The organism is Ralstonia flatus, assembly GCF_958439105.1.
In the GTDB taxonomy this organism is placed as follows: Bacteria; Pseudomonadota; Gammaproteobacteria; order Burkholderiales; family Burkholderiaceae; genus Ralstonia; species Ralstonia flatus.
In genome coordinates this window covers 258,241-265,446 of record NZ_CAUDLI010000009.1, presented here as the reverse complement: position 1 = coordinate 265,446, position 7,206 = coordinate 258,241, and the positions used below count along the sequence as shown (strand labels likewise).

Genomic DNA, 7,206 nt, shown 5'->3' with positions numbered 1-7,206 from the left:
GAATGGAAGCAGGCCATGAACCAGTTCGCTATCCTCTATGCGGATCGATTCGTTCGACCGTCCGTGTGATTCTCAACCCCCGCCTCGAACACGGAAATACTGACACTCCCCATTCAGCTCGGCTCGCGGAGATCGAAGCTCGACGTTTGAGGCTTTTTGCTCGGCGTGTGGCGCTAATTGCTCGACGTGCCGAGCAAATTGCTCCACGTGTCGAGCTTTTTGCTCCGCGTGCCGAGCTTTTTGCTCCGCGTGCCGAGCTTTTTGCTCGGCGTGTCGAGCTTTTTACTCCACGTACCGAGCTTTTTGCTCGGCGTGTCGAGCTTTTTGCTCGACGGTTGAGGCTCAGAACTCGGCCCGTGAGGCTTTTTGCTCGACGGCCCGCGCTTTTTGCCTCGCGCGTCGCGCTTTGCTGTCGGCGGGTGGTGCGCTGAATCGGGGCGCTGGCTGCGGTCGATGCACCGGCGCAGCGAAATACGGCCAGGCAGGGTCTTCTGAAATCGGTCGTGCGGCGGGTTCGGCCAAGGGCGTTTCGTCAGCGCCCTTTTTCGTTTCCAAATGTTACGGCGTGCATCCCGGTCGACTTCGCGTAGCGCAAGCAGCGAGGCCCTGCAGTACAGTCCATGCCATGAAAAAAGCCCTGACTTGCTCGTCTCTTGTCCTGCTGGCCTTGCTCGGTGCCTGCGCATCGCAACCGCAACAGCAGCCCGTTGATTCGACCACCGCCGCCGCGGCCGCCACTGACGCCAGCGCAGACAACGGCTGGCAGGTGCTGCGTGCCAACTACATGGCGTGCGTGCAGCGCCAGGCCGATAGCGGCGTGCCGGGCACCACGCAGACGAAGGCCGTGGTCGCCTCCGCGCTCGACGCGTGCGAAGGCGACCTGCGCACCATGCACGACGGTTTTCGCGACCACCTCAGCACGTCGATGTCTTCATCCGGCGCGCGCAAGGCCGCCGACCGCGTCACCCAAGACACGCGCGAGAAGGCCCGCGTCTACCTGATGGGCTACGTCGACCACGCGCGCTATTTGGCGAAGTCGCGCTGAGCGCTTAGCGCGCTTCGCACGCTCAGAGCATCTCCAGCGCGCGCGGCCCCTTGGGCGGCGGGAAGATGTTGTCCAGCGTCGCAAGCTGCTCCGCCGTGAGCGTGTGCGACAGCGCCCCGATGTTCTCGCGCAAGCGGTCACGGTGGCCGGTCTTGGGAATCGCGATGATGTCGTCATTCGCCAGCAGCCACGCGAGTGCCACCTGTGCCGGCGTCATGCCGCACGCCTGGGCGAAGCGCGCCAGCTTCGGATGCCGAACGAGCCGCGCCTGCTCGATGGGCGAATAGGCCATCACCGGCACGCCGCGCTCGCGCAGCCAGGGCAACAGATCCCACTCGATGCCGCGCCGGCTCAGGTTGTAGAGCAGCTGGTTGACGGCGGTCTGATCGCCGCCGGGCGTGTCCCACCATTCCTCCATGTCGGACAGGTCGAGATTGCTCACGCCGTAGTGGCGGATCTTGCCCTCGCGCTGCAGGGCCTGCAGGCCTTCCAAGGTCTCTTCGAACGGCACATCGCCACGCCAGTGCAGCAGGTAGAGATCGAGCCGGTCGGTGCCGAGGCGGCGCAGGCTGCGCTCGCACGCCGCGGCGATACCGCGCCGGCTGGCGTTGTGCGGATAGACCTTGCTGACGAGAAAGACCTCATCGCGCCGTCCGGCAATGGCCTCGCCAATCAGCGATTCAGAGCGGCCTTCGCCGTACATCTCGGCGGTGTCGATCAGGCGCAAACCCAGGTCGAGGCCCAGGCGCAGCGTGGCGATTTCTTCGGCGCGCGTGGCGCGGTCGTCGCCGATGTTCCAGGTGCCCATGCCGAGTGCAGGGACGCGTTCGCCGTTGGGCAGAGTGACGTGTTTCATGTCGTGCTTTCCGATCGGTCAGGCAAAACATGAATCTACAAGAGACGCGGCGCACCGTTAAGCTCGCGCCCGTCCGGTCAGAAAATACGGCTAGCGCGCCTGACGTTGCGCCGCCCACCGGCGATAGCGCCGCGACTGGCAGGCCGCGGCCAATTGCTGCTCGATCAGCGCCCGCAGGGGCGACACGCCAGGGGCCGTCGTGCGCCCCTTGCTCAACCGGCCGAGCTGAAACTTGACGACAGCCATGTTGGCGAGTGCGCCCAGCGCCTTGTTCTTCCACGTGATGGGCTGCAGCACCGGCGCGCTGTTCTTGCCGCCCGCCCAGTCGCGCGGCAGGTTCGGATCGATGGACAGCGCCGTCGCAATGCCCACCATATCGACGCCGCTGTCGACCACCTGCTCCGCCACCGCGCGGCGCCGGATACCGCCCGTGACCATCAGCGGCATGCGGGCAATGCCGGCAATGTCGCGGGCGAATTCCAGGAAATACGCTTCGCGAGCGAGTGTGCGGCCATCGCGCGCCTGCCCTTGCATGGCCGGCACTTCGTAGCTGCCGCCGGACAATTCAACGAGGTCGACGCCCAGCGGGTTGAGCAGCTCGACCACCTGCTTCGCGTCGTCCGGGCTGAAGCCGCCGCGCTGGAAATCGGCCGAGTTCAGCTTGACCGCCACGACGAACTGCGGCGACACGGCGGCGCGCACGCTGCGCACGATATCGAGCAGCAGGCGCGCGCGGTTTTCGAGCGGGCCGCCCCACTGGTCCTGCCGCCGGTTGGAAATGGGCGACAGAAACTGGCTCAGCAGATAGCCATGCGCAGCGTGGATCTGCACGCCGGTAAAGCCGCTCTGCTCGGCCAGTTGCGCGCTGCGCGTGAAGCGCTGCTGGACGTCGCGGATATCCGCCTCGGTCATCTCGCGCGGCACCGGAAACTGCTTGGACAGCGCGCCCAGCGCCAGCGGAACTGCCGAAGGCGCCACCGTCGGCTGCCCGAGCGATGCCGGCATCTGCCGCCCCGGATGGTTGATCTGCACCCACGCATGCGCACCATGCGCGCGCGCCGCCTGGGCCCAGCGGCGAAAGCGCTCGAGATGCGCGCCGTCTTCCAGCACGACGCCGTTGGGGCCCGTCATGGCGCGGTGGTCGACCATCACGTTGCCGGTCAGGATCAGGCCGGCACCGCCTGCGGCCCAGGCCTCATACAGACGCAGCAACGCGTCAGAAGGCGCGTGATCGGCATCGGCCATGTTTTCTTCCATGGCGGCTTTGGCAAGGCGGTTTGGAATCACCGCGCCGTTGGGCAGAACGAGGGGCGTGAAGAGCTTCATGGTGGCATCCGCGAAGGATTTGACATTTGACGACACCTCCACCCTAAGCTTAAAGTCAACTTGAATGTCAAGCCTGCCGAGCACGCACATGAAGATTGGTGAACTGGCCCGCCTGAGCGGCGTGGCCGCCTCCCGCATCCGGTTTTATGAAGCGAGCGGCCTGTTGCAGCCGGCGGAGCGCCAATCCAATGGCTACCGGGAGTACGCGCCGGAATCGGTGACGCGGTTGCAGATCATCCTGCGTGCGCAAAGCGCGGGGTTCTCGCTGGAAGAGATTCGCGCGCTCTTGCCCGGACACCAAGGCGCGTGGCCGCGCGAAGACCTTCTGAAGGCGCTGCACAGCAAGGTTGCGGAAATCGGCGTGCTCGAGCAGCGCCTGGCGCAAAACAAGCGTGACCTGCTTGCGCTCATCCGCGAAGTGGACCACGAGCCCGACGGCGAAGACTGCGCCGACCGCGCCCGCCGCGTGTTCGACAAGATGAACCTCCGGCCGCTGGAGCAACCCGCCGCTGAACCGCAGGTGCGCGCCGCAAGGAAGCGCGGCTGACGTCGCAGCCAGCGCCGCAGTACTGACTCGGGAATGGCAATTGCGTCCTCCCCCGCGCCCGATGCGACAAACGCCCGCATCGGGGCCAAAGAAAACGCACTTCAGATCGCCTGACAGCACATCGCAGAGCGACCGTTCGCGCCCCCGGTGCACGCCATGCAGTCACGCTTACGCACGGCTTTGTACAAAGGCCATCCGCGCGACGAAACAGGCACCGTCCCTTACAAAACAAGCTGGAGACAACGATGCTGAGCCCACACGAAATTGCGACGCTGGTTCTGCTCTGCGGCGACTCGCACCCACGAGACCTCGATACGCTGGATATGGAAACGCTGCTGGCGCTCCAGCTCATCACGCTGGAACGCCCAAGCCCCGGCGTGAGCGAGCCGCGCGTCACGCTGCAGGGGCATGCGCTGCTGAAGTCGTTGGGCGTGCTGCGGGCGCGCAAGGGCATGCTGGCGGCGGTGGCATAACGGGCACGGAACCGAATCAAAAACCGCCCAGGGCGTGGCGCAGCAGCAAGGCAGACAGCACCAGCATCGTCACGCCAATCAACCCGTCCAGCACCTGCCACGCCTTCGGCCGGGCAAACCATGGTGCGAGCCAGCGCGCGCCAAACCCCAGCGACACAAACCAGAAGAGGCTGGCCGACCCTGCGCCCGCCACAAACCAGCCACGCAATGCCGAGGCTTGCTGCGCGCCAATGCTGCCCACGAGCAGCACCGTATCCAGATAGACGTGCGGATTGAGCAGCGTAAAGGCCGCCGCCTGCACCAGCGCCGCGCGCCGGCTAAGACCGTCTCCGCCTGCGGACGCCCGTAACTGGTTGGAATGCCGCGCGCGCCGCAGCGCCTGCACGCCATACAGCAGCAGGAACGCGGCGCCCGCCAAGGCCAGAAATCGCGCGAGGCTGGGGCGTTCGCCCAACGCCTGCGCCATGCCCAGCACGCCCGCCAGGATCAGCACCGCATCGGCCATCGCACAGAACAGCACGACGCTGCCCACATGCTCACGGCGCAGGCCCTGACGCAGCACGAACGCGTTCTGCGCGCCGATGGCCACGATCAGGCCAAAGCTCAAGGCCAAGCCCTGCAGGAAGACAGAAGAGGAAGTTGCAATCGAGGTCGTCATGCGCGCAGCTTGCCGGCCCGATTGAATGAAGACAAACTATCTTTTCTTCATTCAATTCAGTTTCTCTAATTTACGTGCTGGATTATTCCGCCCTGGCAGCGTTGGCCGCCGTCATCCGAGAAGGCAGCTTCGAGCGGGCAGCCCGCGCGCTGCATGTCACGCCGTCGGCCATTTCGCAGCGGATCCGGTTGCTGGAAGAGCGCGTGGGCTGCGCGCTGGTCGTGCGCGACCAGCCGTGCCGCCCGACCGAAACCGGCCGGCGGCTTTGCCAGCACGTCGATCGCGTGCGGCTGCTCGAACAGGAACTGCAAGGCGCGTTGCCGACGCTGGCGCCGGAAGGCGTCGCGCGCGTTGCGCTGCCCATTGCCGTGAATGCGGACAGCCTGGCGACGTGGCTCGCGCCGGCCATCGCCACATTCGCGGCGGCCCACCCGGTGTTGATGGAGGTGGCCGTGGATGACCAGGATCACACCAGCGAATGGCTGCGCAGCGGTGCCGTGCTGGCAGCCGTCACCGCCACGGCTCGGCCGGCGGCGGGCTGCAACAGCCGTCCTCTCGGGGCCATGCGTTATCTGGCTGCGGCCAGTCCCGCATTCGTGCAGCAATATTTCGCGGACGGTGTCGGCGCAGGTGAACTGGCGAAAGCGCCCTGCCTCGTGTTCAACACCAAGGATGCATTGCAAGCCACTTGGGCGCGGCGCCTGTGCCATCGGCATGTGGAACTGCCGCGCCATCTGCTGCCGTCGTCACAGGCGTTTGTGACCGCGGCCGTGGCGGGCATGGGCTGGGGGCTGCATCCGCATGCGCTGATTGCGCAGCATCTTGAAGACGGTTCGCTGGTCGAGCTGGTGCCGGATACGCCGTTGGACGTTCCGCTGTATTGGCAGCACGCGCGGGCCGCCTCCGTGCTGCTCGACGAACTCAGCCGCGAGGTGCTGACGGCGGCGCGGGCCGCGCTACTTGCGCCTTGAGCGTTACAGCGCGTTCAGCGGAATCTTCAGGTACTGCACGCCGTTCGGCTCCGCCGGCGGCAACATGCCCGCGCGAATGTTCACCTGAATGGCGGGCAGCATCAGCGTGGGCATGCCGAGCGTGGCATCGCGCTTCGTGCGCATCTCAACGAACTCGGCCTCGGTCACGCCATCACGTACATGGATGTTGGCGCGGCGCTGCTCGGCCACGGTGGTGTGGCACACGGCTTCGCGGCCGGCGGGCGGATAGTCGTGGCACATGTAGAGCCGCGTCTGCGGCGGCAGAGCCAGCAGGCGGCGGATCGACTGGTACAGCGTGCCCGCATTCCCGCCCGGAAAATCGCAGCGCGCGGTGCCCACGTCGGGCATGAACAGCGTGTCGCCCACAAACACTGCATCGCCCACCTGATACGCCATGTCGGCCGGGGTGTGGCCCGGCACGGCAAGCGCCTTGGCTTGCAGATCGCCGATATGGAACACCTCGTCGGGCGCAAACAGATGATCGAACTGTGAGCCATCGAGCAGGAATGCCGGCTCGAGATTGAAGATCGGCTTGAACACGCCCTGCACAACGCGAATACGCTCGCCAATGGCGATGCGCCCGCCGAAACGCCCACGCAGATACGGCGCGGCCGAGAGGTGATCGGCATGCGCGTGCGTCTCCAGCAGCCATTCGACACGCAAGTCCTGCGTTTCGATGAATGCTGCAACCCGGTCTGCGGACCGCGTCGTCGTGCGGCCCGATTTCGGGTCGTAATCGAGTACGGAATCGATCACGGCGCACGGCGTGCCGGGCCCGGCGTGCACCACGTAGGTCACGGTGCAGGTATCGGGGTCGAAGAAGGATTCGATCTGGGCGTGCATGGCCGGCTTTTGCTAACAATCTATATTTTTATAGAATATCGTCTGACATTCTGTCTGCCAATAGCGCAACACGCGCGAATAGCCCCAGCATCACACCGCGATGAGTCACTCCACTACCAATCCCGACGTCGTGCCGCTGCCCGATGCCGCCATTTCCATGCTGCGCGCTTCTGCGTCGCAAGCGTGTGCCGTGCTCAAGGCCATGGCGCACGAAGACCGCCTGCTGCTGCTCTGCCAGCTCACGCAGGGCGAGCGCAATGTCGGCGAGCTGGAGGCGCTGGTCGGCCTGCATCAGCCCAGCCTGTCGCAGCAATTGGGTGTGCTCCGCGACGAAGGGCTGGTCACCACGCGGCGCGAAGGCAAATACATCTACTACCGGCTCGCCAGCTTCGAGGTCATCCAGATCATGCAGACGCTGTCCGAGCTTTACTGCGGCAAGGTCTTGAAGAAGATGGCGGGACGTTGA

The 7,206-nt window shown here is 65.5% G+C and carries 9 protein-coding genes and 1 pseudogene; 6 read left to right on the top strand and 4 right to left on the bottom strand.

The features are described from left to right. Both R2676_RS20305 and R2676_RS20300 read left to right on the top strand, forming a co-directional pair. Nucleotides 1-431 (top strand): annotated as a pseudogene (locus tag R2676_RS20305) (hypothetical protein); the annotation flags it as partial. A gap of 194 nt (nt 432-625) precedes the next feature. Beyond that, nucleotides 626-1,045 carry a hypothetical protein gene (locus R2676_RS20300; protein ID WP_206275265.1) on the top strand — a complete coding sequence of 140 codons (420 nt, stop codon included), beginning with the start codon at nt 626-628 and terminating at the stop codon, nt 1,043-1,045. Nucleotides 1,046-1,067: 22 nt separating this feature from the next. Here R2676_RS20300 and R2676_RS20295 read toward each other — a convergent pair whose 3' ends face one another. Both R2676_RS20295 and R2676_RS20290 read right to left on the bottom strand, forming a co-directional pair. Continuing rightward, nucleotides 1,068-1,901 carry an aldo/keto reductase gene (locus R2676_RS20295; protein WP_206275264.1) on the bottom strand — a complete coding sequence of 278 codons (834 nt, stop codon included), beginning with the start codon at nt 1,899-1,901 and terminating at the stop codon, nt 1,068-1,070. Between the two features lie 90 nt (nt 1,902-1,991). Next, complete coding sequence (locus R2676_RS20290) at nt 1,992-3,227, bottom strand: NADH:flavin oxidoreductase/NADH oxidase family protein (protein WP_206275263.1); 1,236 nt, start codon at nt 3,225-3,227, stop codon at nt 1,992-1,994. Nucleotides 3,228-3,315: 88 nt separating this feature from the next. Here R2676_RS20290 and R2676_RS20285 point away from each other — a divergent pair, with 88 nt between their 5' ends. Both R2676_RS20285 and R2676_RS20280 read left to right on the top strand, forming a co-directional pair. Beyond that, entirely contained in the window at nt 3,316-3,774 is a 459-nt protein-coding gene (locus tag R2676_RS20285; RefSeq protein WP_206275262.1) for a MerR family transcriptional regulator, read from the top strand. A gap of 245 nt (nt 3,775-4,019) precedes the next feature. Continuing rightward, nucleotides 4,020-4,247 (top strand): hypothetical protein, encoded by a 228-nt coding sequence (locus tag R2676_RS20280; protein WP_206275293.1) that lies wholly within the window; start codon nt 4,020-4,022, stop codon nt 4,245-4,247. 16 nt (nt 4,248-4,263) lie between these two features. Here the strand turns inward: R2676_RS20280 and R2676_RS20275 are convergent, their stop codons facing one another. Continuing rightward, nucleotides 4,264-4,905: a LysE/ArgO family amino acid transporter gene (locus R2676_RS20275; RefSeq protein WP_206275261.1), complete on the bottom strand. Its 642-nt coding sequence runs from the start codon at nt 4,903-4,905 to the stop codon at nt 4,264-4,266. A 74-nt stretch (nt 4,906-4,979) separates the two neighbouring features. On the opposite strand from R2676_RS20275, the gene R2676_RS20270 reads away from it, so the two are divergent. Then, nucleotides 4,980-5,876 carry a LysR family transcriptional regulator ArgP gene (locus R2676_RS20270; protein ID WP_206275260.1) on the top strand — a complete coding sequence of 299 codons (897 nt, stop codon included), beginning with the start codon at nt 4,980-4,982 and terminating at the stop codon, nt 5,874-5,876. Between the two features lie 3 nt (nt 5,877-5,879). Here R2676_RS20270 and R2676_RS20265 read toward each other — a convergent pair whose 3' ends face one another. Next, complete coding sequence (locus tag R2676_RS20265; RefSeq protein ID WP_206275259.1) at nt 5,880-6,740, bottom strand: MBL fold metallo-hydrolase; 861 nt, start codon at nt 6,738-6,740, stop codon at nt 5,880-5,882. Between the two features lie 100 nt (nt 6,741-6,840). Here R2676_RS20265 and R2676_RS20260 point away from each other — a divergent pair, with 100 nt between their 5' ends. Next, nucleotides 6,841-7,206 (top strand): ArsR/SmtB family transcription factor, encoded by a 366-nt coding sequence (locus R2676_RS20260; RefSeq protein WP_102067588.1) that lies wholly within the window; start codon nt 6,841-6,843, stop codon nt 7,204-7,206.